The sequence below is a fragment of the Priestia sp. SRI_019 genome, from assembly GCF_057586255.1.
Genome location: NZ_JBYCZN010000001.1, coordinates 1,392,094 through 1,416,157, shown reverse-complemented (window position 1 = coordinate 1,416,157; position 24,064 = coordinate 1,392,094). Strand labels below are relative to the sequence as shown.

Here is a 24,064-nt window from a genome sequence, read left to right as displayed (position 1 = left end):
ATGAATACTGCTCACATGATGCTTACTATTGTAATTGGCGGTTTTATTGCCTTTTTGTTAGGTCTTGGCGTCACAAAAATAATTGAGCTGCTGCTAAATCTTTTTCTAGCTTAACCAGTAGTTACTTATCCTAAAACGCAGGTAACTCCGTTCCATATCCGAACGGAGTTACCTGCTTTATTTTAAAAACTGCAGCGCTTAAGGCACCATGTTGCCAGCGGCTTTATAAATATCGTACCACTCTTCGCGCGTTAACTTGATTTCTGAACCTTTACTTGCATCTTTCATACGTTGAATATTTGTCGTACCAAGCACTACCTGGATGTTTGCAGGATGAGTTGTGATCCACGCAACGGCAATCGCTGTATTCGTCACGCTATACTTACTTGCGATGCGATCAATCACTTCGTTTAACTTTCCAAATTTCTCTTTATCGCCTAGGAAAGGTCCTTCGAAAAATCCGTTTTGAAATGGCGACCACGCTTGAAGCGTTATATCATTTAAACGGCAATATTCAAGCACGCTGCTGTCGCGGTTCACAGCTTGGTCGATGCCCATATTTAAAGAAATACCAGAGTCTATAATTGGCGTATGTGCGATGCTGAACTGCACCTGGTTTACGACAAGCTTTTGGTTGATATATTTTTCAAGCAGCTGAATTTGCGCTGGGTTGTGGTTCGACACCCCAAAGTGACGTACCTTTCCGCTGCTTTGAAGCTCATTAAACGCTTCTGCTACTTCTTCAGGGTCCATTAGCGGATCTGGACGATGAAGTAATAAAAGATCTAAGTAATCTGTTTTTAAACGCTCTAAGCTGCCGTTAACAGAGTCTATAATATGCTTCTTTGAAAAGTCATAGTAATTTTCCGCTGCGTTAATGCCGCATTTACTTTGAATCACCATTTTCTCACGAAGACTTGAATTCATTTGTATAGCGTTTGCAAAATACTCTTCGCATTGTCCTACATAATCAGGACCGTAAATATCAGCGTGGTCAAAAAAGTTAATTTCTTCTTCCATCGCTGTGCGGATTAGCTTCTCTGCTTCCGGTAAAGAAAGCTCTGTTAAACGCATATTTCCCATAATTAAATTTGATACGTGTAAGTCAGTATTAGCAATTGTATGATACTTCATATAAAGCCCCTCCTTGAAATGATACTACTACAAGATAAACCATAGAGTTAACTCTAGGTCAAGCAGAAAGAATAAAAGATTTTATAAGCAGCAACGGTAAAACACCCTATCTTTTTTGGTAAAAAGATGAAATACTAGGGTGTGGTGTGATAAAAGTCACTGCCGCTCTGCATTTCATTTAGTAGTATATGTTACGTTCTTTTCTTCCTTTTTATCGAAGCTTATTTCATAGCAATACATTAATCTATCAGGCAAAGGAGCTTATCAATCACTATGCAGAAAACGAAAGCAAAACGATTTGAAATACAGTATTCCGTTCTAAAAGATGAAGCCAAAATCAAAGGAACTTTTGTGATAGAATCTGCTGAAAATCGAGATGACGCATCAAGACTTGCTAAATTAAATGTCTCTACAAAAGAAAGAGTGTTTATTCAATATGTAAAGATTTTAAAAGTCAAACGAGTTTCTACAGATTCGGCGGCAAAGTGACATTGGTTTTCTTCTTCTTTTAGCAAGCCCCCATTTATGCTGAAAGTGTCGTCTCAGAAGATGCTTGTTTCGTTCGTGTGAGTAATAGAACTAATCCAATAATACAAGCTGTGCCCATCCATTGATAGAAACCAAAAGGCTCTTTCAGCCAAACAACGGTTGTAATAACAGCGGCTAAAGGCTCTAAACTTCCAAGCAAACTCGTTTCTTTAGGTAAAAGACTTTGCAGGCTTTCTACATAAAACCAAAAAGCAAGCATCGTGCCAAAAATAATAACAAATACAATATATCCCCAGGTTATTGGTGATAAGCTTGACGCTTCCCAAGGAGGATGAATAAAGCTCATTACGCTTCCCCCAATTACCATTGACCAGCCAACGATGACAAGTGAACTGTACTTCTTGATTAGCGGCACCGCATACAGCGTATAAAAAGCAGCCGCTACGCCTGACAGCACTCCCCAAACAACGGCAGATACAGAAACAGACAGCTGAGAAATAGAGCCGTTTGTTAATAAAAAAAAGCAGCCTCCCAGTGCCAGCAGAACAGTGATGACGTCTTGTCGCGTAAATATAGACTGCTTGCGCAAAAGCAAATATACGATAATCATCACCGGTGATAAATACTGCAGCAGCGTAGCTACTGCTGCATTTCCATGCTTAATAGAAGCCATATACGTATACTGAACGGCAAGCATACCAGCTATGGCAAAAACGACGAGCTGAAAAGCTGACTTTCGGTTCTTCCATACTCCAAATACGTGAGAATGATTATTTTTTATACATGAAATCATTAGCAGCAAAAAACCTGCAATGAGCAGCCGTACTGAAACAAGCCAGTCTACACTGATTTCAAATTCTTGAAAAAGCTTTTGAGCAACCGTTCCTCCCATCCCCCAACATATAGCTCCCGTTGTTACAAAGAAGAACCCTTTTTTTCTGCTGAGATCGTTCATCTTTCATCCCTCACTTTTATTATAAGAATAGTGTTATAATAAGTGAAAAACGGGGCGAAAAATACGCATATTGCATTAAAAAATATAAATATATTGAGGTGACCATGTATGCCAGCAGCACATTTTAAAATTGATGAAAACTTAAAAGAGCTAACGACCCATCGCACCGTTGAGCTGCCAGTAGCATGTTATCAAACAACGATCAGTGATCACATAAACGGCTACATCCCTCTTCACTGGCATGATGAGCTTCAATTTGTATTGGTTATAAAAGGTAATGCGTCTTTTCAAATAAATGAAAAAACAGTGACTGTAAAACAAGGCTACGGACTGTTTATTAACAGCGGATGTCTTCATATGGCTGCTGAAGACATAAACAAATCTGGCTGCGTGTACATTTGCTTAAATGTTTCTCCTCATTTTCTTGTGCCGCAAGAACTTTTCACAAATTACGTTTATCCCTACATTCATGCAACGAATCTATCACATTTATTCATCAGTCCAAAGCAAGCCTGGGGAAATAACGTGTTAGAGTCTATACATAAGATACACACATGGATTCATAAGCAGCCGCACCACTATGAAATAGAGATTGCCTCTGAACTCAGCATACTTTGGAAAAATTTAATTCTTAATGGTTTGCAGCTGAAATACAATGAAAAAGAAATGATCAAAAATCAGCGGATGAAGCAAATGCTTAATTGGATTCATTTGCACTTTGCTGAAAAGATTACGCTCGATGATATTGCCAAAGCCGGACAATTGAGCCGTTCTGAATGCTGTCGATATTTTAAGAAAATGTTAAAAAAATCGCCTTTGACCTATGTATTAAACTATCGAATTCAGCAAAGCTTAGTTATGCTGCAGCAAGCAGAAGCAAATGTGACGGACGTCGCTTATCAAGTAGGGTTTAATAGTACAAGCTATTTTATTAATCAGTTTCGAAAAGAAATGAAGATGACTCCGCTCATGTATCGAAAAAAGAAGCTGCACATTTCATCACATCACTAAAAAACGGCGGGGTGGTTGCCCCGCCATTTTTTATGAACTCTTTTTACTCGTTGATTTTGCATCAGAAATCTTTCCTAAGAAAAACCCGTCTACTTCTGCTATTTTCCCTCTCCAAAAGATTTTGCCTTTAGAAGGAGTAGATTTACTGTCTCCACAGTAAATCTTTGTATTTTTCAAATGAATAAAATGGGCTTCTGCTTCTCCGTTTGATTCGCTCGCTTCGCTTGCTAAAGAGAATTGTTCGCTTAGCGCCTGAGCCACTTCACTGCCTTCTTCAAACGTTTCGCTTAAGTAATCAAAGTATTCTTTTGCTGAAATCATGGTACCGGAAATCACAGCGCCGTTTACATTTAATGAGATATCAAGTGAAAAGCCGTGTTTATTAGAAGCTTTCACAAAGTATTCAAGCGTATTGTCTTTAGTTGAAAAAGAAGGGCCTGTACTCATGTCTTTCTTTCCTCCTTTACGCCTTAGGCTGTTGTGTCGTCTTCACTAGAAAGAGATGTTGCGTCATCCTCTTCTTCATCCGTGTTTTTCTTTGCTTTTGTATTTTTTGATTTTTTAGCTGTTGACTTTTTTGGCTTCGCTTCCTTTTTGTCTTCTTCGCTTTCATCTTCGTCTTCTTCTTCTGTTTTTACTTTTTTATTTTTCTTGTTTGAGCGAGAATCTTCCTCTTCTTCCTCGCTGTCTTCGTCACTTTCACTTTCTTCTTCCTCTTCTTGCTCCTCTTCTTCTTTGTTCTTTTTACGAGGCTTAGATGTTTCTTCTTCGTTTTCGTCGTCCTGCTCGTTTTCATCGTTCTCTTCTTCGTCGGAATCTGTATCTTCCGTTTCTTCGTCTTGATTTTTATTGAGGCTAAGCTCAACAAGCATGTTCATTTTTTCTTCAAGCTGTGATAAGCGATCTTGAAGAGTTTGATTTTCTTCTTTTAACTCGTCGTACTCTTGAACGTTATCGTCTTCTGTTTCGCTACTAGAAGAATTTACGTTTTCTTCATCATCTTTTGATTTATCTTTATCTTTTTTAAACAAGCTTCCCGCAGATGTTTTCAGGCTGGCTACACTGCTTTTTGATTTTTCTTTTACCTTTGTTCCTAAATCAGATGCTTTGCTTTTTAATTCGTCTGTATCAATACGGTCAAGGAGACTTTTTCGATTTTCAGGAGTCGATACATATCCAATCGTTGCACCGATGATGCCTCCTGCTACCGCTCGTTTGATTGGCCCGCTGCTTGTTGTTTTGCTTGCTTTTGAAGCGTTCTTTTCTTTTGAACCGTTTTCCGCCTTTTTATTTTCCGTGTTTTCTGCCTGTGTGTTATCTAATTTTGTTTCAGTTGCCATTGTAAATCCCTCCATTTTTTAAGTAGCGTACAGTTTTTAACGTTTCGTTTCTATTTTTTCTTCAAGCGTTTTTAACCGCTCATGCAGCATTTTATTTTCTTCTTCGAGCGCTTTGTTAGTGGCTCCTTTTGAACTGAGATAAGGGTCATTTTCCCACCAGTCCATGCCGATTTCTTTGGCTTTATCAACCGAAGCCACAATCAAGCGGATCTTTATCGTTAATAGCTCGACATCTGCAATTCCTACGGTGATGTCCCCTGCTATGACGACTCCTTTATCCAAAATCTTTTCGAGCACATCTACAATCGTACTTGACTGCATATTATGTTCGACTGCCATACTGTTCCTCCTACTGACCGCTTAAAGCAGGCTGCCTAGCGGTCCAAGATCAATATTTAAATCTTCTGCGTCCAGACCGAACACCTCTTTCAACTCGTCCATTTTTTCTTCTAAGTTCATTAGTGCAATTCCTAAGTTTTCAATTTGTTCGTCCGTCAACGTTCCACCCTCCACCCGCCTCATGGCATGACGTTCAACGATTTGCCTCAATAGCTCAATAACTGTCATCACAAGCTGCGCTAAGCCTTGTTCAGCTTGATCAGGATCCAAGTGGATTCGTCCATTTGCTTGGCTGACCGGTTGCATCCATTAATTCCTCCTTTTGTTTATCAAATTGTTCAGAAGTGATTGGTTTGCGATTTCCTTCTTTTGCTTGAACCAGCGTTTCAACCGAAGAAATAAGCACCCGCAAATCCAAATACACTAAATCGACGCCGGCTATGGATATGATTAAGTCTCCTTTAATGGCGACTCCTTTATCTAAAATGACATCTAAAATATCAATAAGAGCAATATCTTTATTCTCCATGGATTGTTTAAGAGACATACTGTTGATTCCTCACTTTACGCAAAGCTCGAGAAATGATAGGGCGGCCATGGTCCCGTCACTTCAAATTTCCAGCCTTTATTTTCAAGCTCTTGCTGAAGCTCTTCTATTTTGTTTACAAACTCATTGATTTGCAGAGACGGGAGAAGAAACACGCTGTTCCACGCCATCTGTTCAGCTGCGCCCGTTACGTCCTTGCTCCAATTTTTTTTCACAGAGTCATAAAGCGACAGTTCCTTGAGCTTGTCATGTATCTCTTCACACACTGTGTTTTTGTGAAGTTCTAATTCTTTTTCAATCAGCTGATCTATTTTTTTCTTTTCAAAAAATTGTCTTCCTGGTGATAAGTGACTAATTTCTTCTTTTTTCGCTTTCACGCTTTCATTCGTTTCGCTGATTCCTTTTTTAAGCTTCGTATCATCACAGTAAATCTTCACGTTCCACTCTTCATTTCCTTGAAGCAGCTTCAGTGAATTTTCTATCTTTTCTTTGTTAATCTCAATAGCTGCCTGCAGACTTTCTTCACCTTTATAAATGGTACAAAATTTTAATGGAATGATCGTAAATTCTTCGTACAAAGCGGCTACCGTCTCGTGATGATGAAATGCTTTTTCCTGCAGCCAGCTCATATCCTGCTCCATTTTTTCTTGAATCACTTTTTCTGAATAGGTGTCAGCATCCAGTTTAGAAACGACAGCCGTCACCTGGTCAATCGTTAGTGGGTACAGTGAATGTTCTCCGTCAAACCCTTTATAAGATGGAAACGGCTCTATGGCTGCTGCTTCTTTTGTTGGAATTAAACCGTATAAATACAGTAATTCTCCCATCTAGGATTCCTCATTTCTTTTTTTTGTTAGCTCTTCCCATTGTTCAATTTCTCTGCGCTTCGCAATTTCGTACCTCATTAACAATTCATCTTCTTTTTCTTGAAACGCTTCTTCCGGAATTTCACCAAGCTCAAACATCATTTGAAGCTGAATGAGTTTTTGCTGAATCGTCGGAAGGTCATATAGCTGTTTATCAGCTTCTTCCTGTACTTTTTCGCCGATTTTCACTACAAGGTTAATAGGGGCGGTTACTAATTTGTGAAGCACGTTATTTCTCTTCTACTTTTAGGCGAATGTTCACAAAATTATAAGCAGGCCAAGGACCGCTGTAATGAAAATCGGCTTTGTCTTTCCAGTTTTCATGCGCTTCATTCACTTTTTCATCAAACTTCGCTTCGTCTTCTCGGTTAATTAAGAAAGACGCGTTTAAAAGCATCGTTTCGCCCGTTGGCTCATTTGCTTTTGCTGCTTCCGCTGCTTCTTCAAGCGGAGAAAACACATCTGTCTTGACTTCTTTTTGCAGGGAAGTAAACATCTTTTGAGCCATTCCCCCAAGTTGAATACGCTCATAATAACCGGCTGCTTCTGATTTTCCTTTTACGGATGCTGATACTTTTTCAAGTTCAGGATTTTCGTTTACTTTTTTCTCAAGCCATTCTTTTTTCCCAATTACTTTTAAACCGACTTCAATTTTTCCTTTGATCGCTGGAAACAGTTTTTCAAACTGCGGATAAAGGTTTTCCAAAAGAACTTTTACATCTTCTTTGGATTTGAATACATTCCCAAAGCTGATTGGAATAACCGTATCGTTCTTGTCCATAATCGCTGCTACTGCGTTTTGATGCATTAATAAATTTTGGCGATTGGGATGATAAATTTTCATCGGTACTTCAGCTGCTACCATCGCCGCGTCTTTGTAGCGAATCAAAAATGTTTCAGTTTTTGTTCCTTCTACTTCCACCGAGCCAAATTCTTCGTCTTTATCCGTTTGAATGGCGCTAAAAATATAAATACCTGTTTCGTTTGTTTCACTCATGTTTTCAAGCTCCTTTACTTTTCTTCCGTGTCTATATTCTTACATTCTTCTAAAATGATTTTTTCGGCTTTGCTTTTTGCATTTTCTTCATCCAAACATTTGGTAAGCGGATGATGCAAAATATCCATACATAACGTTTGAAAATCTTCGTCATTTCCATCGATAGCAATGTCTTGCTGCGTGGCGAGAGTAGCTATCATAAGCGAAGCCCGAAGGCTAAGTCCGCTGCTGTTTTCGTCTCCAGAGCGGTTTCGCACGTTTGCGACGAGCGTTACAATTGTGCGCGCTTCGTCTTCTTCTACGTCCGTTTTCTCCGTTAAAATCGCTGTCTCTCTGTCGATGTCTTTATAATCAATAAACATGGTAATTAACCTGTCAAGAAGCGCATCTTGCGTATCATATACGCCGGCATACTCAGCCGGATTGCTTGTGAAGATGACGCGAAAATCGGGATGCACGCGCACAAAAGGATCGGTCATTTTTACTCCATACAGCGGAAGCACGCCTTCTTCTAATATTGATAGAAAGATATTATTCGTTGCAGGCTTAGACCGAGTAAATTCGTCGTAAATGAGCGTATAGCCATTTTTTACAGCTTCAAGCAATCGGCCATCCTGCCAGTTTTCACTCACTTGTTCATCTTTTTTATAGACCGAACGAACATACTGGTCGATTACTTTTTTGCTCGTGTATCCCGTAAAATCGCCAATTAAATCTTTGTTGTTGAGCTCGTGATTCCCGTGCATCAGCATTACAGGACGCTTTCTCTTTTTAGCAAGCGCTCGCGCTAAAGAGGTTTTGCCTCCGCCGGCAGGACCTGTAAAATGAATGGAATAGCCGGATTTTAAATAGCTCAGCGCTCTTGCAAGAACCTCTTTCGTCTCGTCATCTTGTATAAAAGCTCCACTGCCTTTTTTCCTTTTGTCTGTTAAGACGGTCATTTTTACGTTCCTCCTGCCATCTTATCGTTTATGCTTCAATGCCAATGGCGCTTCTATATCTGACGTCGAGTCGTTTGAATGAAATGACTTCTTTTTCTTTGTTTAAAAAGCATTCGTACGTTCCGAGCATTTCATCTTTGGCGTATTTTTTCATATATTCTCGTTCTTCAATGACTTCAACAATAACTCTCCAACCTTCATCTTCAGTAGTTTCCACCGAGGTAATTTTATGAGGAGGAGCTACGTTTTCACCGAAAAAGTCGTTCACGGCTTGCATAATTTTTTTAATTTCCATTTTTAGTAGCCTCCAATAGTTAGATCTAAAAGCTGGAACCACCCTCAAAAAAGGAAGGTTCCATATCACTTCATATTAAATACTAAAACGCGGCTGTCCTTCACTAGAATTTGAACGTTCAGGAAGACCGTTTTCTTCTACGTCGTCACGAAGAAGCCCTACTGCTTCTGCATAGCGTAACCATGTATCAACACTGGCAATAACCACTCGCGCTTCAATCGTTAAAATTTCAATTCCTACAACAGAAACCCTTGCAAAAGCATCAATAACGATTCCTTTATCTAAAATACGGTCAATGACTTCTGCTAAACTTGAACTATTAGTACTTTTTTGAATAGACATATCTCATTTCTCCTTTCGCTTATGATCCCATTGTTTTTAAATCTGTAGATGATTTAATATCATTGGAACTTTTAATCTTAGTAGAGCTTTTAATATCCGTTGCTTTTTTAATCTGATTTGCGCCTTTTATTTTCCGCTTATTTTTTGACTTCTCTTTATCGTCTGAAGAAGAAACTTTTTCTTGAAAGTTTTCTCCAGCTTCTTTCACATCGCTAAGCTTATCTTTTACTGATAGTAAGACAGCTTGGAGCTTTTCTTTTGCGTCTTCTCCTTTGCCGTGTACCTTTTGGGCATTTTTTTCTTTTGTTTCCTGCAGTTTTTCTGACGCTTCATTTGCTTTTCCCTGCAGTTTCCCTTCAGTTTTTTCGACAAATTTTTCTTTGGCTTTTTCTTTAACCTTTTCTTCTACCTTTTCCTTAACAGGTTCAGGCGTGTGCTCCACTATTTTTTTTCCTGCTTTTAGTGCTGCTTTCTCCACATCTTTTTTATCCATGAAATTCCCCTTCAGGACGGATATCTTACTTCTTCGCGTCCATGAGTTTGTTTAGCATCTCTTCAATGCGCTGCAGCTGGTCGTTCATATTTTTATTTTCTTCTTTTAGCTCTTCGTACTGAGACGTTTCCATTTCTGCGCTTTGGCTGACTTCTTCCTGCGCATTTCCCTGTTCATTTGATGCCTCTTCTTTTTTCTTTTTAGGTGCGAGCAGCTTGCTTAAATTGTCTTTTTCAAGATAGCCTGTAGCCGTCTGTCTTAATGCTCCCATCGCTTGCTGTGTTAAAATATCCTGTGCGTTTCTTCTTAACTCTTGTCCTGTCGCACGTACAATTTCTGATTGTCCTAAGCGGCTGAGTACTTTTTTACTCGTTTGCGGACTTGAAAGAAGCCCAATTCCTGCTCCTACTACGCCTCCTAAAATAGCAAGATTTAAAGAGTTTTGCGTTTTTTCTTCCTGCTGCTGATTTTCTTGTTTTTCATTTTGCACATTATTATCAGTTGTTGACATGTTTCATCCTCTTTTCTCTTATTATTATTTATTTAATGAATTTCCTTACGATTAAAAGACTTAAAAGCTAAGCCCTGCCCCTCGCTCTTCTGTTCGGCCAGGCAGCCCTTCTTCCTCTACTTTGTCGGTTAATAACCCGACCGCTTCTGCGTAGCGAAGCCACGTATCGACACTTGCAATAACGACTCGCGCTTCAATCGTTAAAATTTCAATTCCTACGAGTGATACTCGGGCAAAAGCATCGATGACAATTCCTTTGTCAAGAATTCGATCAATCACTTCTGCTAAACTAGAACTATCTGTACTTTTTTGAATACTCATTTTTAGCAGCTCCTTTCGAAATTTAGCTAAATGAATGATGCTACTAATCAACCTGCTTAACTTTTTAAGTAAACATACTTTTGAAATATACTTTTTAACCATCTTTCAAACATGAATAATTTGCTAAAAATTAATTCTTGAAAATAAATTAGAAAATTATTCTACTTTGTGTAATATTTTACAGTTAATTTATGGATGTTAGTTACGCGTAAATCCTTCTATTAAAGCATTCATCAAGATTTTAATTCCAAAATAAAACAATAAATACATTATTGTTACAATAATATTACATTATAATTTAAGGCATATTATCACTCGATACACCATGACATATTTTGATATTTTTAACTATTATGGAATATTATTGTGAGTCAAGTTCACCTAAACAAAATCAGCGCATAAAAAAAGCTGCCGCACTGCAACAGCTTTTTCTTACATATCATACGTTCTATAAAATCATTCCGGTTAAAGGCGCTTTCGGGTTTCCATCATGATCCCAGTCTTCTTTGTCTACTAAAACAAGCAGGCTGCCTTCTTTAACAGAATCATTATAGTGCTCGGCCTGCTGTTTTGGAATTCCCATACCGACTAAAATACCTGACAGACCGCCTACACTCGCACCAGCTGCTGCACCTGTTAATGTAGCTACAATCGGACCAGCCGCTACAATTGGACCTATTCCCGGGATTGCAAGAGCGCCGGCACCTGCTAATATTCCGGTCAAGCTCCCTAGCGTACCTCCGGTAAGCGCTCCAGTTGCTGCGCCTTCTGCTTTTGTATGCGTTTCTTTCTGAACTTTTTTAGTCTTTTTATGTTTACCTATGATAGATATTTCTTCCGATGCGTATCCTTCTTTTTTTAAACTCTCTACAGCATGAATTGCTTCTTGTTCCGTTTCATATACTCCCACAACATTCTTAGCTTTTGCTTCCATACTATCTCCTCCTCATTAATGTTGTGTGTACCCGAGAGTATGGCTTTGAAACGTTTTAGAGAGTATGAAATCCTCTTTGTACTTAGATAGATAGCGCCAAATCACTCTTCATTTAGTGACTTTCTTCTCTGCTTACCAAACAGCTTTGCATAACAAAACCCTAAGAAAATAGACGCTCTTAGGGTTTTGACTTAAGCAGCTGCCGGATTCTTTTTCACAAATTTCATGAACAATAAGCGAACTAAAGGTCCCATAATGAGAAGCTGAAGCGGGTATGCCACGATAAAGTTTTTCATCACGATCAATGCATAGCTTGAAAGAAGCGGCTCTCCGTCTAAACCTTTGGTAAGCGACATCGTAATTAACCCGTATACAGACATGGAAAGCACCATTCCAATAACCATGCACGTTGAGAGGATCAACACGACTTTTAACTGTTTAGACTTATCAAAAGGCAGTGAAAATGCTACTTTTTTTGCTACGGGACCGACTACGAAAGTTTCGACAGCCATGGCAACTGCAAAGGTGATAACCAAGTTCAAGATACCTTCTGCAAGCGTGATATGCCCGATAACATCATTCATGAACATGTTATACATCGTCATCACAAGCACCATCCCTCCGCACATCATCATTCCAAAATACATACTTTCTTTTTTAGTTGTTGGCACATTCCTCATCCTTTTCATGTTTTTTACTTGGCTTAGTATAGCTTTTTATCTTCCTTCTTCGTAAGTGAACAATTTGTGAACATTCATCTAAAAAAATGCCCTGTGACCAAAAAACAGTCACAGGGCATTTTTTTAGACTTAAGCGGCGCGTGTTCTTTTTTTGAGTAGGGCTGAGTATGGCAAATTACGCTAGTCTACATCGTTAATAAATATTTAGAGATTTAACAAAAAACTCCCGCTTTATGAGCTAAAGCGGGGGTTGGTTTTATAGAGATTCCGTGTGAGATGCAGGCGGGATCGGCGTTTGGGTGCGGAATACTTTTTCCCATTTTGAGACGACGATACAGGCAATCGCGTGGCCTGGAACGTTGACTCCTGTTCTGGCCATATCCATGATCCGGTCTACTCCTGCGATAATTGCCACTCCTTCAGCCGGCAGACCTACTGCGTTGGCTGTTGCTAAAAGAACAACAAGTGAACCTGACGGGACAGCCGCAATTCCTTTACTTGTCATCACGAGTATAAGCATCATAAATAATTGCTGAGTTAATGGCATATCGATGTTAAAAGCCTGTGCTAAAAAGACGCATGAAACGGATAAATACAGCGTGGAGCCATCACAGTTTAACGACAGGCCCGACGGAATAACGAACGACACAACTCGTTTAGGGCATCCGTACTTTTCCATCCGTTCCATCAGCTGTGGCAGCACCGTTTCCGTACTTGTTGTTGAAAACGCAATAAGAAACAAATCCCAAATCATTTTGAATACTTCAAAGTAGTTGAATTTGAACAAAAAACCAACAAGCGGAAATAAAACAAATAAAATAATAAAAAGACCTAAAAAGACGGTTCCAATAAGCTTTAGCATTGGAAGCAGAAGTACAATGCCGTATTGCCCTACAGATGCAGCCATTAGCGCTAGTACACCAAGAGGCGCTGTGACCATCACAATTTGCGTTAATTTAAACATAATTTTAGCCGTGGATTCAAAAAATTTCATTGCAGGTTCGGATGCTTTCCCAACTCCTGAAGCGGCAACACCAAATAAAATAGCAAAGAAAATCACGGCCAGCAAATCATTTTTTGCCATCACATCCACGATATTCGTTGGAATGATGTTTAAAATCATTTGTTTAAAGTCTACGACTTTGTCGGTGTACTGAGACAATTCACCGATATCTTTTTTCACAAGATGAGAAAGATCGAGGCCTACTCCGGGCTTTAGCAAATTCACTAACAGCAGGCCGATTCCTAATACGATGGTCGTAATGATTTCAAACCAAATAATCGTCTTTAACCCTAGACTCCCCATTTGTTTCATACTGCCGCTTCCCGCAGCACCTATGACGATGGTTGAAAAGACAATCGGCACCACAATCATTTTAATGAGCCGGATAAACCCGTCTCCTACCGCTCTTAAAGCCATCCCAAAGTCCGGAAAAAAGTGCCCGATAAAAGCTCCGATTACTAATGCAATTAAAATTTGAAACGCTAAAAACTTTTTCACATTTCTCCCTCCCTTTTGTCTTCATGAAACGGACATCCATTCCATTAATATCCAAATTATCAGACACTTTAAGTAAGTTCGGGACATTTAGCTAGATTCCTTCTAAAATAGACAAAATGGTCTATATATTTAGCTGTATCAGTTAAAACACATAGAAAAAAGCCAGAGTGAAGTTGTTCTTCATCCTGGCTTTTTTAATTCTTATGCTTTTTTAACAAACTGAGATTTTAAGCTCATCGCTCCAAATCCGTCAATTTTGCAGTCGATGTTATGATCGCCTTCTACTAAACGAATGCTTTTTACTTTCGTTCCGATTTTTACAACCGATGAGCTCCCTTTTACTTTTAAGTCTTTGATGACGGTAACTGAATCTCCGTCTTTTAAAAGGTTCCCGTTTGCATCTTTTACAGTAAGCTGTTCTTCCCTGCTTTCTGTTTTTTCGTCTTGCCTCCATTCATGGGCACACTCTGGGCAGACGAACAGGTTTCCATCTTCATATGTATACTGTGATTGACAGCTTGGGCAATTAGGTACATTCATTTTCTTTTCCTCCAGCGGCTCGTAAACGTTAGCAAGGTCACGAGATTACATTTTTTATCTGTTTTATACTGTCACAATTCCATGAGATTAACAAGCTTTTCTATTTCCTTGCTGCTGATGTTTTCTTTTCCAAATAAGCGAGCCGATAAACAGAACAAAACCCGCTCCAAAGACAAGAAGCTGATCTAAATAAAAGTCACCTGTTTTTACATACCGTATAATAAATAATCCTCCAAACATGAGCATCAGCATACATGAAAACCGAATGAGGTATGAATTGATTTCCATTTTTCATTCCTCCTTTTTGTAAGACTTTTTTTGTTACGAAAAACACGCGAACCATATGCCGAATGTAACCGCATATAACGGTAAAATGACGGCTAGTTTTTGCTTCCACCCTTTAAAAAAGGAAGCATTACGAGGCGCAAACCAAAGCTCTAACGTACCGTATAACAGCAGTGCTCCCGCTGCTAGTATCGCAATCACAGTTTCTCCTAAGTCCATACACACTCCTCACTTTCATTTACGCACTTGAAGCTAAGCGCAGCGTATATAGTAAGTCTCATCATTATAAAAGACCTTACAATCGTGATGCATGCGGGTTTTGAATACTTTTAATAATACATTTATTACCATTATATCATAATAAAAGCATTTTTGAGACTTTTTATACATGTAAATTATTGTATGATGAAAAGTAGACACGGAGAAAAAAGGGGAGAATTTTTTGAAGAGAACTCAGCTTATTTTTGTGATTACCCTGCTTATTGAAGCTGGATTAACCTATGCGTGCTCATCATTTTTGTCTATCCGCTTTATTGAGCTTATGTTTTTTAGCGGACTTTTGTTTTCAGTTTTGACTTTTTGGTTTTCAAGCAGCGGAAGCAACAGCGCTCATTCTCACTATAAGACTCATTCCATGAGGTTAATGTCTGGGGCTAATATTGAACACAATCCGTTTCGCTTGCGCTGGACGGCTTATTTTCTTGCTTCTTTAAGCTTTACGGGAGTGGGCCTGATTTTTTTTGTTCTGCTGCTGACGGACGTTATTCCTCCAGTAAGCTAAAAAACCTGCTCTTCACAGAGAGCAGGAACTTACGAGAACAGCTTGAGAAGCAGGCATTTTCGCTTTACTTTATTCGCAACAGCTTGAGTCACATGATCTTTTAAAGGCCGAGTCAATATTCGTTTCAGCGGATGTTTTAGCATCCGTTTGCTCACGGGAACTTTAAAGATAACGCTGAGAACCACTGTTGCTAAAACCGAGAGCAGTAAGACCGCAAAAGGCTTTTTTTGAAACCATCTCGAGAAGATAAGCATCATTACGTAAATAAGTGCGGACCACCCCAAATGCCAGCCGTGCCTAAATGTAATTCCTTTACACCTGAGCCCAACCCATTCTACAAAGGAAGCTGTACATACCCATTTTGTAATATATTTCACCTGGTTAGCGAGTGTAGACGGATAAGTAGCTAAGAACGAAAAAATCATGAGAGGCGTAATGAACATAAGGTGTAAAATACGCAGTGCTTTTAATGAAAGATGAGAAGATTTAAAATCCCAAAGCAATTTATCATTACATAAAAAGTAGTAGAGCATATTAAAAAAGCTCACGTATAAAACCCCAGCATACAGCTTGTGTATTTTGTTCCACGTTTTCTTATGGATATTTTGAAAAACCAGCCATAGAAGGACAGAAATATGCACCTTTGTTCACCTCTCTAACGTCGTTTTTAAAATCTCTGCTATTGTATTTTCGTTTCTTCCTGCTTCTTTTCAATTTTTCGAATCCATCCAATCAGCATTCGGTTAAGATACGATTTTAACGTTACGCTAGCAATGGTGTGGTACCACATCCAGCCTGTTTTCCACTCGATGAGCTTCGTTCGTTTTTCAGCCCATAATTCAATAAAAAACATTGGAATCGTAAAAAACATAATTTTATATAAAACTTTTAACCCTTTATCGTAATACGTAGCTTGATTAATCATGACGGATATCATAGGATAAAGCAAAAAGTCGAACAACACGTTAATTCTAAACTGTTTTTTCATTAAGCGAGTTGGATATCGAAGAAGGCCGTGAGTTACAATAAATTTATCAATAATACCATTTGTTAAGGCGTTAAATACATAGGCCAGCAGCCAGTCTTTAATCGGTGGTTTTCTAAATAAAAAAGGGAGAATCCCCAGGGCGATAACTAGCATTACACGTAAAAATTTCACTTCAAATTTTTTATTTCTCATCACCTTTTCGCTCCTTTCACCAAGTGTTGTCAGCCTACCTTCATGTCAATTGGCAGCTTGAGACGGCCGTTCTCACCACGCTCAATTATTGCTTATGTTAATTTATAAAGATACGCAGCAGCGTCTAATGTAAATTTCCCGTACATAACCCTTATGTTCACGCTATCCATACATACGTAAATATTTGTTTTAGTTTTCAGTTCTTTGAAGAGATTTATACATGTGGTTGAGACATGAAAAAAGCCCAACTCTAATCATTACGGGCTTCTTCATCCACCTATTGTGTTTTTTTAAACGTTACCATCCGGCTACGAATCCATCCGTTCGTGATTCACTTCCTCCGCATAGCACGCCGCTTTCAGGATCTCTCCAAATAATCTGTCCGCGCCCAAATGCCATCGAATCCACGGCTACTTCAATTTTATGTCCTTTTCGTTCAAGCGCTTGTGCTATGTGTGAAGGAAAAGCCGGCTCTACAAGCACCGTTTTATCTTTTTTCCACTGCCATCTTGGCGCGTCTAAAGCGGCTTGAGGATGAAGGTGAAAGTCAATCGTATTCATAACAACTTGCATATGCCCCTGCGGCTGCATAAAACCTCCCATCACGCCAAAAGGTCCTATTGGTGCATTATTTTTAGTGAGAAAGCCTGGAATAATGGTATGAAACGTTTTTTTATTAGGAGCAAGGCAGTTATCATGATTGGGATCCATTGAAAAATTATGGCCGCGGTTTTGCAAGGCAATTCCCGTTTCTGGCACAACGATTCCAGAACCAAAGCCCATATAATTACTTTGAATGAACGAAACCATGTTTCCTTCTTCATCAGCCGTTGCTAAATACACCGTTCCGCTTCCAACAGGCTCTCCCGCTTCAGGCTGCAGGGCATGTTCTTTTATAAGGCCGCGGCGATAGCTTGCATATGTATCAGACAGAAGCTCACTAACAGACACGCTCATTTTTGCTTCTTCCGTAATGTATTTTTCTCCATCGGCAAACGCAAGCTTTATCGCTTCTATTTGTTTATGATACGTATCCACAGCATCTTTTTCTAGAAGCTCAAAGCCTTTTACGATATTTAATGCCAGTAACGCAATAAGCCCCTGACCGTTCGGAGGAATTTCCCATACATCATATCCACGGTAGTGAGCGCTAATAGGATTTACCCACTCAGGCTCATAAGCAGCCAAATCTTCTTTGGATAAAAAGCCGCTATATTTTTTACTGAATGCATCAATACGATCCGCAAGCTCACCTTTATAAAACGCTTCTGCATCTGTTTCGCCAATGAGCTGAAGCGTACGGGCATGATGGATGGATGACCACATTTCTCCTGCTTTTGGTGCTCGTCCATTAGCCGCAAACGTTTGAAACCATGACTCAAATTCTTCACTTGTATGTGCTCGTTTGAACGTATCGTACGCTTGTTTCCATTGTTTTGCGAGAGTAGGCGCTAGCGGAAATCCTTCTTTGGCGTACTGAATGGCAGGCTGCAGTACTTGAGAAAGAGGCAGTTTGCCAAACCGCTTCGATAAAGCAGCCCAGGATGCCGGAGCACCGGGAATCGTAACGGGAATCATTCCGTACTTAGGAATATCTCTGTATCCTTTTTCCTTTAGCGCATCAATGGAAATAGACTGCGGAGAAGGTCCGCTAGCGTTTAGTCCATAGAGCTGATTATTTGTCCAAACAAGCGCAAACGCGTCTCCTCCGATTCCATTTGACGCAGGCTCTAATACTGTAAGGCTCGCCGCTGTGGCGATTGCTGCATCAATTGCATTGCCGCCTTTTTTTAAAATATCAAGGCCTGCCTGCGCTGCGAGCGGCTGAGATGTAGATACCATTCCTTTTTTGGCATAAACGGGAACTCGGTAAGATGGATATGGATGATAATGCGGATCATAGGTCATAAAAGCGCCTCCTTTTTAGATATTTAAATTTTCTAAATAATATAACTTCTTTATTTTACCATATTCATAACCCATCGGCTTTTTTTATCTTATAACGACATGACTCCTTTTACCTAAAATTGGTATACTGATAGAGTACAAGAATCGCCAAGGAGGATGATGTATGAAAAAAGTAAAAGCTGCCCTTCCACTCGCTGTTTCTTTAGCACTCGGGCTTCAAGCACTTCCCATGTCCATTTCACCTGTTCAAGCTGAAGCAGCGGCAAATGCTGCTCATCATTCAGCTAAAATTGAAGTCAAACGAGCTAATGCGTTTTTAACGAATGTAGCGAACAGAAAAACAAAAGAAGCTAAGCGCCATTTTTCCCGCAGCCTGCAGTTAAAAATGAGTGAAGACAACCTAAAAACATGGTGGTCAGCTCTAACGGATCAGCTTGGTGCTGTAAAAAAGATTGGGACAGCTGTACAAGGTGAAATCAATACCGTTCATCGAAATATAGAAATTCCCATTGAATTTGAACATGCATCAGCTACTTTAACCGTTCGATTTAGTCAAAATCGTCAAATTGATGATTGGCAAATTGTACCGGAGGAGCGCCAGTTTTCGTTTTCCACACCGCCTTATGACACCCCTAAGAATTACAGTGAAAAACAGCTTTCAATCGGCAAAGCACCTTACGAACTTCCAGCAACGCTTACTCTTCCAACACGTTCAAAACATCAAAATGTACCCGTTGTCATATTAGTTCACGGATCAGGACCTTCTGATCAAGATGAAACGTTTATGAGCTTAAAGCCTTTTCGAGATCTGGCTTCTGGACTGGCTTCTCAAGGAATCGCCGTTTTACGCTACAACAAGCGCACATACGAACATACAGCTAAAATGTCCGGTGAAAATAAACTAAACGTCGACGATGAAACAACGGATGACGCCGCACTCGCAGTGGAAGCAATGGCGAAACAAAAAGGCATCGACAGCCGCAATATTTTTATACTAGGACACAGTCAAGGCGGCATGATGATGCCCAGGATTTTAAATCACACACCGGATAAAAGCGTGCGCGGCTCTATTTTACTCGCTGCACCGAGCCGCACACTTCCAGAGTTAATGCTTGAACAATTTGCCTATCTTGTATCGCTGAATCAGCTTCCGAAAGAGCAGCTTGCTTTTTTCCAGCAGCAGTTTGCCATTTTACAAGACCCAAGCTTTTCGCCAGCTCAGCCGCCAAAAGAATTTCTGCTTGGCACTCCTTATTTTTGGTATGACGTAGCTCACTGGCACCCTGCAGAAGTCGCAAAATCTCAGGACACGCCTCTGCTTCTTTTACAAGGAGCGCGTGATTATCAAGTAACGACCGAAGATTTTGAAGGCTGGAAACAAAGCTTGTCTCAGCGTTCGAACACTTCTTTTAAGCTTTATCCAAAGCTCAACCACTTTTTCACAGAAGGAACTGGTGAAAAAAGCACGCCCGATGAATATGCTGTTTCAGCCAACATTCCTTCTTATGTCATTGATGATATTGTGAAATGGGTTCGTGAAACGCAAAAGTAAAGAAACAAGGCGCTGTTTTATCAGCGCCTTGTTCTCTTATTCATTAAACCTTCCCATCACAACCGTATCATAGTACTTGCCGTCTGACAGCAGCTTGTCATTTTTTAATAATCCTTCTATTTCAAACCCGAACTTTGTATATAAGTCAATCGCTTTTTTATTGGTCTCTAGCACATTTAGCGTCATTTTCTTCATGTCCGCGCTATCTGCCCACAGTATGGACTGCTGTAAAAGCTCTTTGCCAATTCCGTATCCCCAACGTTCTTTTGCGATGCATACGCCAAACTCTACTTTATGAGAAAATCGTTTCAATTCGTTGCCTTGGCACCTTGAAAATCCGACGATTTCATTATGTACGCTTGCTACTAAAAATAAGTTTCGTTTACTTTCTGTGTCACGTTGAATAAGTTTTTCAAAATCGGATTCGTCCATATACCCTTCTCCTGGTTCACGATCCAAGTTTTCCGTTTCTCCGTCTAGCTGACTCTTAGGTGAGACAGTTCATGCGCATCGCTGGTGTCAGCTGAACGAATGATATACTGAAGTCCTTTTACATAGTAAATCTGCTGATTGATGACCATCGTATTCCTCCAAGCGTCTTTCATAAATCTATCAATTGAATTTAATTTCTTTTAATATAAATAGTATACATAAAGAGATGGAAGAGAGTTGAACGAGTTGCTAGGGGTACTGCTGTTTATTCTATACGGCATTTACAAGTTCTATAAATCAAGAAGACCGCTAACGAAGTTTGGTCATTTTTATGAGAAAGCGTTTGAACTAGAAGAAAAAAAGCGCTATGAAGATGCCCTTGATATACGCAACCAAGGGATTGAACTCCATACCCTTACCGATTTAGAACGAGCAGATTTACATTTAGCAAACGGGCGCATGCTTTTGAAACTAAAGCAGTATGAACAAGCAACGAAACACTATGACGCCTCGTTTAAACTAGCAAAATCCGAAAAATTCCCTTACTCAGAAGGATTTGACGAAGTCATTGAAGCCTACTTGTATGCGGGGCGTAAAGAAGATGCACTGATAATAACCAACGACATGTTAAAACGGCAAAGCTATGATCAAAAATTTAAGAAGCTAGAGCCTTTAAAAGAAAAGCTTCTTTCATACGAAGACTCATGGTAAAATTAAACAAATGAGAGCGTATTATTAAGAGCAACCGAGGTGAGCGTAATGGTCGTAACCGTTATTGTAGGAGTGCTGGGTCTAATTGGTTTAATTGCAGCAGGATTTGCGACGAATTATAAAGATACGAAGTAAGAATACATAAAAAAGAACAAGAACCAAATAGGTTCTTGTTCTTTTTTTTAACGAGCCAATAACTTTTCTGTTATGCGCAAAAACATCTTTACGCCAATTTCAAGCGAGGCTTCATCTACCGTAAACTTCGGATGATGATGAGGGTATACGATGCCTTGTTCTTCATTTCGGGCTCCAATGTTAAAAAACGCTCCTTCCGTTTCCTGCAGATAAGCTGAAAAATCTTCTCCTCCCATTTTAGGAGACAGCGTCTTTACACGGTCTTTTCCGTATTCTTCGATAGCTGTTTCTTCAATTAAACGCGTAATTTCTGCAGAGTTAATGACGGGATGATAGCCTTTTTCATACGTAAACGTGTACTCTGCGCCGTAGGCTTCTGTTAATCCTTTTACGATACGGTCAATTTGTGCCGGAACTTTTTCTCGCAGAGCCGCGTCAAAGCTGCGAACGGTACCGTTCAGCTCCACTTTATCAGGAAGTACGTTGTGCGTAGTTCCTCCGTGAAATTGTGTAACCGATATGACTAATTTATCAATGGGATTGGTCGTTCTTGAAACAATCGTTTGAAGGTTCGTCACAATTTGCGCTCCTACCACAATGGCATCAACTGCTTCGTGAGGCGCTGCGGCGTGTCCTCCTTTTCCTTTAATCGATATGTTAAACGTGTCAGGCGAAGCCATCATAGGACCTGCAAGCACGCCGATTTCTCCAACGGGAAGGCCAGAATTCAAATGCGTGCCAATCACGTAATCCACACCTTCCATCACGCCCTCTTTCACAAGCTCCTGCGCTCCTCCTGGCAGTAGCTCTTCTGCGTGTTGAAAAACCAAGTGAATTTCTCCTTTAAATTCATTTCCTAATTGAGAAAGAACAAAGGCTACCCCTAGCAAAATAGCGGTGTGACCGTCATGTCCGCATGCATGCATCACGCCTTTATGAACCGAGGCAAATGCAAACGTGTTTTCTTCTTCAATCGGCAGCGCGTCCATATCCGCTCGAATCGCAATCACTTTTCCCTGCTCTTTTCCTATTAATCTAGCCACCACGCTTGTTGGTGTAGGACGCGTAATGATAAAGCTTCCAAACGAACGAAGCGTATCTTCAACAAACTGAGCCGTTCGATGCTCTTGAAACGATAATTCAGGATAGCGATGAAAGTGCCTTCTCCACTCAATTACCTGCTTTTTTAAGCTTTCTGTGACGCTGTATTCACCAATTGATTTGACTGTCATAAACAAACTCCCCCTTTGTTTGACTATATCGATTGGCTGGAACGGAAAGATTTAAATTTCCGCGCAGCGTATTGCTTTCATAGGAAGTGTCGTAAAGCCCCCGCTCCTGTAAGATAGGCACTACTTTTCCCACAAATTGATGAAACGTCTCACTCATAAACGGACGAAGCACAAATCCATCCGCTGCTTCCTGCTCATGCCATTTTTGCATTTCATCCGCTACGTGTTCAGGTGTTCCTGAAAACGGCGAACGAGGCAAAATTGTTTCAAGTGCCACTTGTCTTAACGTTAACTTTCGAGCAGCGGCCGCTTGTTTAATTTTATTTGTCGTACTTTGAAAGGCATTGGCTCCGATATCCCCTAACTCTGGAAACGGTGCGTCTACGTCAAATTGATGAAAGTCATAATCATCAAAAAAACGAGCTAAATATGTAATGGCGTGATTAATTGGAATTAGCGCGGCAAGCTCTCCATATCTTCTTTCTACATCTTCCTCGCTATCTCCTATAATTAAATCAATACTTGGAAAAAAGAGATGCTTTGATTGTTCAAAGCATCTCCAGTCGTCTGGTCGATCGGTTTTAAATAGGTGTTTAGTTGACTTATCTGCATGTTATACCTACTATCCAGGTAAGTCAAATTAGCTTTTTAAATATGTTCTTTTATTTCTTTACAACTATAGCTACATTTCCTATTTTATGTCCGGTTTCTACATACTCATGAGCTTCTGGAATTTGTTCTAAAGAGTAGCATCTATCAATCACTGATTTTATCTGCCCTTCTTCCATCAGCTTTTTAAGAAGCAATAAATCTTTCGTCTGCACTTTGGCAATTCCTTGCCCCTCGACCGAAACAAAGCGTCCATTTAAGGCTAACGCTTCCTTGCACTGATTTTTTGTGATTTTTCCAACGGCATCAAAGATAAGATCGTATTTTTCTTGTTTTTCAGTAAAATTTTCGTTTTGGTAGTCGATGACGCGGTCTGCTCCTAAAGCTTTTACTAGTTCACTATTTTTAGAACTGCACACGCCTGTCACTTCAGCTCCGTAATAGCTAGCAAGCTGTACAGCCGCAGTTCCTACGGCACCTGAAGCACCGTAGATAAGCACTTTTTGCCCGGTTTGAATGTTTCCTTTTCTAAAAAAATGCAGAGCCGTCGTGCCGCCAAAAGAAATAGAGGCGGCTTCTTCACAGGTTACATTCTCTGGCTTTACGGCTATTGTTCCCTTTTCTGGTAAGCAGATATATTCCGCATATCCTCCGAACTTCATACCTGTCATTGCAAACAGCTGATCGTCTTTTTTGAACCGCGTCACGTTCTTTCCGACGTCCTCTACTTCTCCGGCCAGCTCTACGCCTAGTATTGATTTTCTAGGCTTCCGTAATCCTAAAACTATTCGCATTGGAAGCCACAGTAGCAGTGGACTATTAAAGCTCCTCACTCTGCAGTCGCCCGATGTGACTGTGGTGGCATGAATTTTTATCAGTATTTCATTCTCTTTTGGAATAGGCTTTTTTACTTCTTGAAGCTGAAGAACATCTGGTTTACCATACTTTGTACAGACCATTGCTTTCATAACAGCTCTCCTTTTTTCACTAGCGTTCAATATAT

At 40.0% G+C, this 24,064-nt stretch carries 33 protein-coding genes and 1 pseudogene; 5 read left to right on the top strand and 29 right to left on the bottom strand.

From position 1 onward, the window contains the following. Positions 1–198 precede the first annotated feature (198 nt). Positions 199–1,134, bottom strand: coding sequence for an aldo/keto reductase (locus AC2YJL_RS07605; protein WP_098332098.1), 936 nt, complete (start codon positions 1,132–1,134; stop codon positions 199–201). Between the two features lie 273 nt (positions 1,135–1,407). On the opposite strand from AC2YJL_RS07605, the gene AC2YJL_RS07600 reads away from it, so the two are divergent. After that, positions 1,408–1,623 (top strand): hypothetical protein, encoded by a 216-nt coding sequence (locus tag AC2YJL_RS07600; protein ID WP_230933088.1) that lies wholly within the window; start codon positions 1,408–1,410, stop codon positions 1,621–1,623. Positions 1,624–1,657: 34 nt separating this feature from the next. Here AC2YJL_RS07600 and AC2YJL_RS07595 read toward each other — a convergent pair whose 3' ends face one another. Continuing rightward, positions 1,658–2,578 (bottom strand): EamA family transporter, encoded by a 921-nt coding sequence (locus AC2YJL_RS07595; protein ID WP_230933089.1) that lies wholly within the window; start codon positions 2,576–2,578, stop codon positions 1,658–1,660. A gap of 108 nt (positions 2,579–2,686) precedes the next feature. Between AC2YJL_RS07595 and AC2YJL_RS07590 the strand changes: the two genes are divergently transcribed. Beyond that, entirely contained in the window at positions 2,687–3,589 is a 903-nt protein-coding gene (locus AC2YJL_RS07590) for an AraC family transcriptional regulator (protein ID WP_230933090.1), read from the top strand. A gap of 30 nt (positions 3,590–3,619) precedes the next feature. On the opposite strand, the gene gvpU is transcribed toward AC2YJL_RS07590, so the two are convergent. From gvpU to AC2YJL_RS07490, 20 genes are all read right to left on the bottom strand, one after another. After that, positions 3,620–4,036 (bottom strand): gas vesicle accessory protein GvpU, encoded by a 417-nt coding sequence (gene gvpU, locus AC2YJL_RS07585; RefSeq protein ID WP_013057987.1) that lies wholly within the window; start codon positions 4,034–4,036, stop codon positions 3,620–3,622. A gap of 23 nt (positions 4,037–4,059) precedes the next feature. Further along, positions 4,060–4,929 (bottom strand): GvpT/GvpP family gas vesicle accessory protein, encoded by an 870-nt coding sequence (gene gvpT / locus AC2YJL_RS07580; protein ID WP_195696457.1) that lies wholly within the window; start codon positions 4,927–4,929, stop codon positions 4,060–4,062. Positions 4,930–4,965: 36 nt separating this feature from the next. Beyond that, positions 4,966–5,268, bottom strand: coding sequence for a gas vesicle protein (locus AC2YJL_RS07575; protein ID WP_050690959.1), 303 nt, complete (start codon positions 5,266–5,268; stop codon positions 4,966–4,968). 21 nt (positions 5,269–5,289) lie between these two features. Beyond that, a complete protein-coding gene (locus AC2YJL_RS07570; RefSeq protein ID WP_013057990.1) occupies positions 5,290–5,574 on the bottom strand; it encodes a gas vesicle protein K in 285 nt (94 codons plus the stop codon). Then, complete coding sequence (locus tag AC2YJL_RS07565; protein ID WP_013057991.1) at positions 5,528–5,815, bottom strand: gas vesicle protein; 288 nt, start codon at positions 5,813–5,815, stop codon at positions 5,528–5,530. The genes AC2YJL_RS07570 and AC2YJL_RS07565 overlap by 47 nt, the downstream gene beginning before the upstream one ends. Positions 5,816–5,832: 17 nt before the next feature. Next, on the bottom strand, positions 5,833–6,642 hold the full coding sequence (locus AC2YJL_RS07560) for a GvpL/GvpF family gas vesicle protein (RefSeq protein ID WP_230933091.1): 810 nt from the start codon (positions 6,640–6,642) through the stop codon (positions 5,833–5,835). Continuing rightward, on the bottom strand, positions 6,643–6,909 hold the full coding sequence (locus AC2YJL_RS07555; RefSeq protein ID WP_013084016.1) for a gas vesicle protein GvpG: 267 nt from the start codon (positions 6,907–6,909) through the stop codon (positions 6,643–6,645). Between the two features lies 1 nt (position 6,910). After that, entirely contained in the window at positions 6,911–7,678 is a 768-nt protein-coding gene (locus tag AC2YJL_RS07550; RefSeq protein ID WP_195696455.1) for a GvpL/GvpF family gas vesicle protein, read from the bottom strand. Between the two features lie 14 nt (positions 7,679–7,692). Then, positions 7,693–8,619 (bottom strand): gas vesicle protein GvpN, encoded by a 927-nt coding sequence (gene gvpN / locus AC2YJL_RS07545; RefSeq protein WP_195696454.1) that lies wholly within the window; start codon positions 8,617–8,619, stop codon positions 7,693–7,695. A gap of 28 nt (positions 8,620–8,647) precedes the next feature. Next, complete coding sequence (gene gvpO, locus AC2YJL_RS07540) at positions 8,648–8,914, bottom strand: gas vesicle protein GvpO (RefSeq protein ID WP_153255151.1); 267 nt, start codon at positions 8,912–8,914, stop codon at positions 8,648–8,650. Positions 8,915–8,989: 75 nt separating this feature from the next. Further along, on the bottom strand, positions 8,990–9,256 hold the full coding sequence (gene gvpA / locus AC2YJL_RS07535) for a gas vesicle structural protein GvpA (RefSeq protein WP_013057997.1): 267 nt from the start codon (positions 9,254–9,256) through the stop codon (positions 8,990–8,992). 19 nt (positions 9,257–9,275) lie between these two features. After that, complete coding sequence (gene gvpQ / locus AC2YJL_RS07530) at positions 9,276–9,749, bottom strand: gas vesicle protein GvpQ (protein WP_487374686.1); 474 nt, start codon at positions 9,747–9,749, stop codon at positions 9,276–9,278. Between the two features lie 25 nt (positions 9,750–9,774). Then, a complete protein-coding gene (gvpT, locus tag AC2YJL_RS07525; RefSeq protein WP_028409331.1) occupies positions 9,775–10,260 on the bottom strand; it encodes a GvpT/GvpP family gas vesicle accessory protein in 486 nt (161 codons plus the stop codon). 60 nt (positions 10,261–10,320) lie between these two features. Further along, positions 10,321–10,581: a gas vesicle structural protein GvpA gene (gene gvpA / locus AC2YJL_RS07520; protein WP_013058000.1), complete on the bottom strand. Its 261-nt coding sequence runs from the start codon at positions 10,579–10,581 to the stop codon at positions 10,321–10,323. 448 nt (positions 10,582–11,029) lie between these two features. Then, positions 11,030–11,515 (bottom strand): general stress protein, encoded by a 486-nt coding sequence (locus AC2YJL_RS07515; RefSeq protein WP_045294309.1) that lies wholly within the window; start codon positions 11,513–11,515, stop codon positions 11,030–11,032. Between the two features lie 191 nt (positions 11,516–11,706). Beyond that, positions 11,707–12,186, bottom strand: a complete 480-nt coding sequence (locus AC2YJL_RS07510; protein ID WP_230933092.1) for a DUF2798 domain-containing protein — start codon at positions 12,184–12,186, stop codon at positions 11,707–11,709. Between the two features lie 265 nt (positions 12,187–12,451). Continuing rightward, positions 12,452–13,696, bottom strand: coding sequence for a glutamate-aspartate/proton symporter GltP (gltP, locus tag AC2YJL_RS07505; RefSeq protein ID WP_230933093.1), 1,245 nt, complete (start codon positions 13,694–13,696; stop codon positions 12,452–12,454). A gap of 201 nt (positions 13,697–13,897) precedes the next feature. Beyond that, positions 13,898–14,236, bottom strand: a complete 339-nt coding sequence (locus AC2YJL_RS07500; RefSeq protein WP_230933094.1) for a zinc ribbon domain-containing protein YjdM — start codon at positions 14,234–14,236, stop codon at positions 13,898–13,900. A gap of 87 nt (positions 14,237–14,323) precedes the next feature. Beyond that, on the bottom strand, positions 14,324–14,524 hold the full coding sequence (locus tag AC2YJL_RS07495) for a hypothetical protein (RefSeq protein WP_014459191.1): 201 nt from the start codon (positions 14,522–14,524) through the stop codon (positions 14,324–14,326). Positions 14,525–14,557: 33 nt separating this feature from the next. Beyond that, a complete protein-coding gene (locus AC2YJL_RS07490; RefSeq protein WP_487374685.1) occupies positions 14,558–14,740 on the bottom strand; it encodes a hypothetical protein in 183 nt (60 codons plus the stop codon). 223 nt (positions 14,741–14,963) lie between these two features. Between AC2YJL_RS07490 and AC2YJL_RS07485 the strand changes: the two genes are divergently transcribed. After that, positions 14,964–15,302 carry a hypothetical protein gene (locus AC2YJL_RS07485; RefSeq protein WP_028409338.1) on the top strand — a complete coding sequence of 113 codons (339 nt, stop codon included), beginning with the start codon at positions 14,964–14,966 and terminating at the stop codon, positions 15,300–15,302. 29 nt (positions 15,303–15,331) lie between these two features. On the opposite strand, the gene AC2YJL_RS07480 is transcribed toward AC2YJL_RS07485, so the two are convergent. From AC2YJL_RS07480 to AC2YJL_RS07470, 3 genes are all read right to left on the bottom strand, one after another. Continuing rightward, a complete protein-coding gene (locus AC2YJL_RS07480; protein WP_407818805.1) occupies positions 15,332–15,850 on the bottom strand; it encodes a hypothetical protein in 519 nt (172 codons plus the stop codon). Between the two features lie 131 nt (positions 15,851–15,981). Next, positions 15,982–16,482, bottom strand: coding sequence for a CBO0543 family protein (locus tag AC2YJL_RS07475; RefSeq protein WP_195696448.1), 501 nt, complete (start codon positions 16,480–16,482; stop codon positions 15,982–15,984). Positions 16,483–16,779: 297 nt separating this feature from the next. After that, positions 16,780–18,390 carry a gamma-glutamyltransferase family protein gene (locus AC2YJL_RS07470; protein WP_230933097.1) on the bottom strand — a complete coding sequence of 537 codons (1,611 nt, stop codon included), beginning with the start codon at positions 18,388–18,390 and terminating at the stop codon, positions 16,780–16,782. A gap of 163 nt (positions 18,391–18,553) precedes the next feature. On the opposite strand from AC2YJL_RS07470, the gene AC2YJL_RS07465 reads away from it, so the two are divergent. Continuing rightward, positions 18,554–19,942 carry an alpha/beta fold hydrolase gene (locus tag AC2YJL_RS07465; protein WP_251568620.1) on the top strand — a complete coding sequence of 463 codons (1,389 nt, stop codon included), beginning with the start codon at positions 18,554–18,556 and terminating at the stop codon, positions 19,940–19,942. A 36-nt stretch (positions 19,943–19,978) separates the two neighbouring features. Here the strand turns inward: AC2YJL_RS07465 and AC2YJL_RS07460 are convergent. Beyond that, positions 19,979–20,523, bottom strand: a pseudogene (locus AC2YJL_RS07460) (N-acetyltransferase family protein). A gap of 88 nt (positions 20,524–20,611) precedes the next feature. On the opposite strand from AC2YJL_RS07460, the gene AC2YJL_RS07455 reads away from it, so the two are divergent. Continuing rightward, the gene (locus AC2YJL_RS07455; protein WP_244658439.1) at positions 20,612–21,085 is read left to right on the top strand and encodes a hypothetical protein; all 474 of its coding nucleotides are present in this window, start codon (positions 20,612–20,614) and stop codon (positions 21,083–21,085) included. Between the two features lie 182 nt (positions 21,086–21,267). Here the strand turns inward: AC2YJL_RS07455 and AC2YJL_RS07450 are convergent, their stop codons facing one another. The 3 genes from AC2YJL_RS07450 to AC2YJL_RS07440 all read right to left on the bottom strand — a co-directional run bounded on the left by AC2YJL_RS07450 (position 21,268) and on the right by AC2YJL_RS07440 (position 24,029). Continuing rightward, positions 21,268–22,452 (bottom strand): M20 family metallopeptidase, encoded by a 1,185-nt coding sequence (locus AC2YJL_RS07450; protein ID WP_487374684.1) that lies wholly within the window; start codon positions 22,450–22,452, stop codon positions 21,268–21,270. Beyond that, a complete protein-coding gene (locus tag AC2YJL_RS07445; RefSeq protein WP_487374683.1) occupies positions 22,430–22,729 on the bottom strand; it encodes a hypothetical protein in 300 nt (99 codons plus the stop codon). Before AC2YJL_RS07445 ends, AC2YJL_RS07450 begins: the two co-directional genes overlap by 23 nt. A gap of 385 nt (positions 22,730–23,114) precedes the next feature. Continuing rightward, positions 23,115–24,029 carry an NAD(P)-dependent alcohol dehydrogenase gene (locus AC2YJL_RS07440; protein WP_487374682.1) on the bottom strand — a complete coding sequence of 305 codons (915 nt, stop codon included), beginning with the start codon at positions 24,027–24,029 and terminating at the stop codon, positions 23,115–23,117. Between the last annotated feature and the right edge of the window lie 35 nt (positions 24,030–24,064).

What these genes read in the sequence shown, in the direction of transcription:
- AC2YJL_RS07605 (WP_098332098.1), bottom strand. Translation starts at nt 1,134, where the DNA reads ATGAAGTATCATACAATTGCTAATACTGACTTACACGTATCAAATTTA.
- AC2YJL_RS07600 (WP_230933088.1), top strand. Translation starts at nt 1,408, where the DNA reads ATGCAGAAAACGAAAGCAAAACGATTTGAAATACAGTATTCCGTTCTA.
- AC2YJL_RS07595 (WP_230933089.1), bottom strand. Translation starts at nt 2,578, where the DNA reads ATGAACGATCTCAGCAGAAAAAAAGGGTTCTTCTTTGTAACAACGGGA.
- AC2YJL_RS07590 (WP_230933090.1), top strand. Translation starts at nt 2,687, where the DNA reads ATGCCAGCAGCACATTTTAAAATTGATGAAAACTTAAAAGAGCTAACG.
- gvpU (WP_013057987.1), bottom strand. Translation starts at nt 4,036, where the DNA reads ATGAGTACAGGCCCTTCTTTTTCAACTAAAGACAATACGCTTGAATAC.
- gvpT (WP_195696457.1), bottom strand. Translation starts at nt 4,929, where the DNA reads ATGGCAACTGAAACAAAATTAGATAACACACAGGCAGAAAACACGGAA.
- AC2YJL_RS07575 (WP_050690959.1), bottom strand. Translation starts at nt 5,268, where the DNA reads ATGGCAGTCGAACATAATATGCAGTCAAGTACGATTGTAGATGTGCTC.
- AC2YJL_RS07570 (WP_013057990.1), bottom strand. Translation starts at nt 5,574, where the DNA reads ATGCAACCGGTCAGCCAAGCAAATGGACGAATCCACTTGGATCCTGAT.
- AC2YJL_RS07565 (WP_013057991.1), bottom strand. Translation starts at nt 5,815, where the DNA reads ATGTCTCTTAAACAATCCATGGAGAATAAAGATATTGCTCTTATTGAT.
- AC2YJL_RS07560 (WP_230933091.1), bottom strand. Translation starts at nt 6,642, where the DNA reads ATGGGAGAATTACTGTATTTATACGGTTTAATTCCAACAAAAGAAGCA.
- AC2YJL_RS07550 (WP_195696455.1), bottom strand. Translation starts at nt 7,678, where the DNA reads ATGAGTGAAACAAACGAAACAGGTATTTATATTTTTAGCGCCATTCAA.
- gvpN (WP_195696454.1), bottom strand. Translation starts at nt 8,619, where the DNA reads ATGACCGTCTTAACAGACAAAAGGAAAAAAGGCAGTGGAGCTTTTATA.
- gvpO (WP_153255151.1), bottom strand. Translation starts at nt 8,914, where the DNA reads ATGGAAATTAAAAAAATTATGCAAGCCGTGAACGACTTTTTCGGTGAA.
- gvpA (WP_013057997.1), bottom strand. Translation starts at nt 9,256, where the DNA reads ATGTCTATTCAAAAAAGTACTAATAGTTCAAGTTTAGCAGAAGTCATT.
- gvpQ (WP_487374686.1), bottom strand. Translation starts at nt 9,749, where the DNA reads ATGGATAAAAAAGATGTGGAGAAAGCAGCACTAAAAGCAGGAAAAAAA.
- gvpT (WP_028409331.1), bottom strand. Translation starts at nt 10,260, where the DNA reads ATGTCAACAACTGATAATAATGTGCAAAATGAAAAACAAGAAAATCAG.
- gvpA (WP_013058000.1), bottom strand. Translation starts at nt 10,581, where the DNA reads ATGAGTATTCAAAAAAGTACAGATAGTTCTAGTTTAGCAGAAGTGATT.
- AC2YJL_RS07515 (WP_045294309.1), bottom strand. Translation starts at nt 11,515, where the DNA reads ATGGAAGCAAAAGCTAAGAATGTTGTGGGAGTATATGAAACGGAACAA.
- AC2YJL_RS07500 (WP_230933094.1), bottom strand. Translation starts at nt 14,236, where the DNA reads ATGAATGTACCTAATTGCCCAAGCTGTCAATCACAGTATACATATGAA.
- AC2YJL_RS07495 (WP_014459191.1), bottom strand. Translation starts at nt 14,524, where the DNA reads ATGGAAATCAATTCATACCTCATTCGGTTTTCATGTATGCTGATGCTC.
- AC2YJL_RS07490 (WP_487374685.1), bottom strand. Translation starts at nt 14,740, where the DNA reads ATGGACTTAGGAGAAACTGTGATTGCGATACTAGCAGCGGGAGCACTG.
- AC2YJL_RS07475 (WP_195696448.1), bottom strand. Translation starts at nt 16,482, where the DNA reads ATGAGAAATAAAAAATTTGAAGTGAAATTTTTACGTGTAATGCTAGTT.
- AC2YJL_RS07470 (WP_230933097.1), bottom strand. Translation starts at nt 18,390, where the DNA reads ATGACCTATGATCCGCATTATCATCCATATCCATCTTACCGAGTTCCC.
- AC2YJL_RS07465 (WP_251568620.1), top strand. Translation starts at nt 18,554, where the DNA reads ATGAAAAAAGTAAAAGCTGCCCTTCCACTCGCTGTTTCTTTAGCACTC.
- AC2YJL_RS07450 (WP_487374684.1), bottom strand. Translation starts at nt 22,452, where the DNA reads ATGACAGTCAAATCAATTGGTGAATACAGCGTCACAGAAAGCTTAAAA.
- AC2YJL_RS07440 (WP_487374682.1), bottom strand. Translation starts at nt 24,029, where the DNA reads ATGAAAGCAATGGTCTGTACAAAGTATGGTAAACCAGATGTTCTTCAG.